Below are 265 nucleotides of genomic sequence, written 5' to 3'. Positions count from 1 at the left end.
AACGACGACGTGAAAGACTACGCCTATGATCCTGAGAAAGCCAAAGCGCTTCTGAAAGAAGCGGGCATGGCAGACGGCTTCTCAATCGACCTGTGGGCGATGCCGGTTCAGCGTCCGTACAACCCGAATGCACGTCGCATGGCTGAGATGATCCAGAGCGACTGGGCGAAGATTGGCGTCAAAGCCAAAATCGTCACCTACGAGTGGGGCGAATATCTGAAGCGCGCCAAAGCAGGCGAGCACCAGACCGTCATGATGGGCTGGA

At 56.6% G+C, this 265-nt stretch carries 1 protein-coding gene; it reads left to right on the top strand.

The window, feature by feature from the left end; translation table 11 throughout:
• Positions 1–265, top strand: a 265-nt coding sequence (locus tag SB756_RS31005; RefSeq protein WP_410913361.1) for an ABC transporter substrate-binding protein, incomplete at both ends; no start/stop codon positions are given.

Origin of the sequence: Pseudomonas sp. SIMBA_068 (assembly GCF_046534705.1) — a bacterium.
Classification (GTDB): domain Bacteria; phylum Pseudomonadota; class Gammaproteobacteria; order Pseudomonadales; family Pseudomonadaceae; genus Aquipseudomonas; species Aquipseudomonas putida.
The sequence above is the reverse complement of the archived record's forward strand: the minus strand, read 5'-3'. Positions and strand labels throughout refer to the sequence as shown.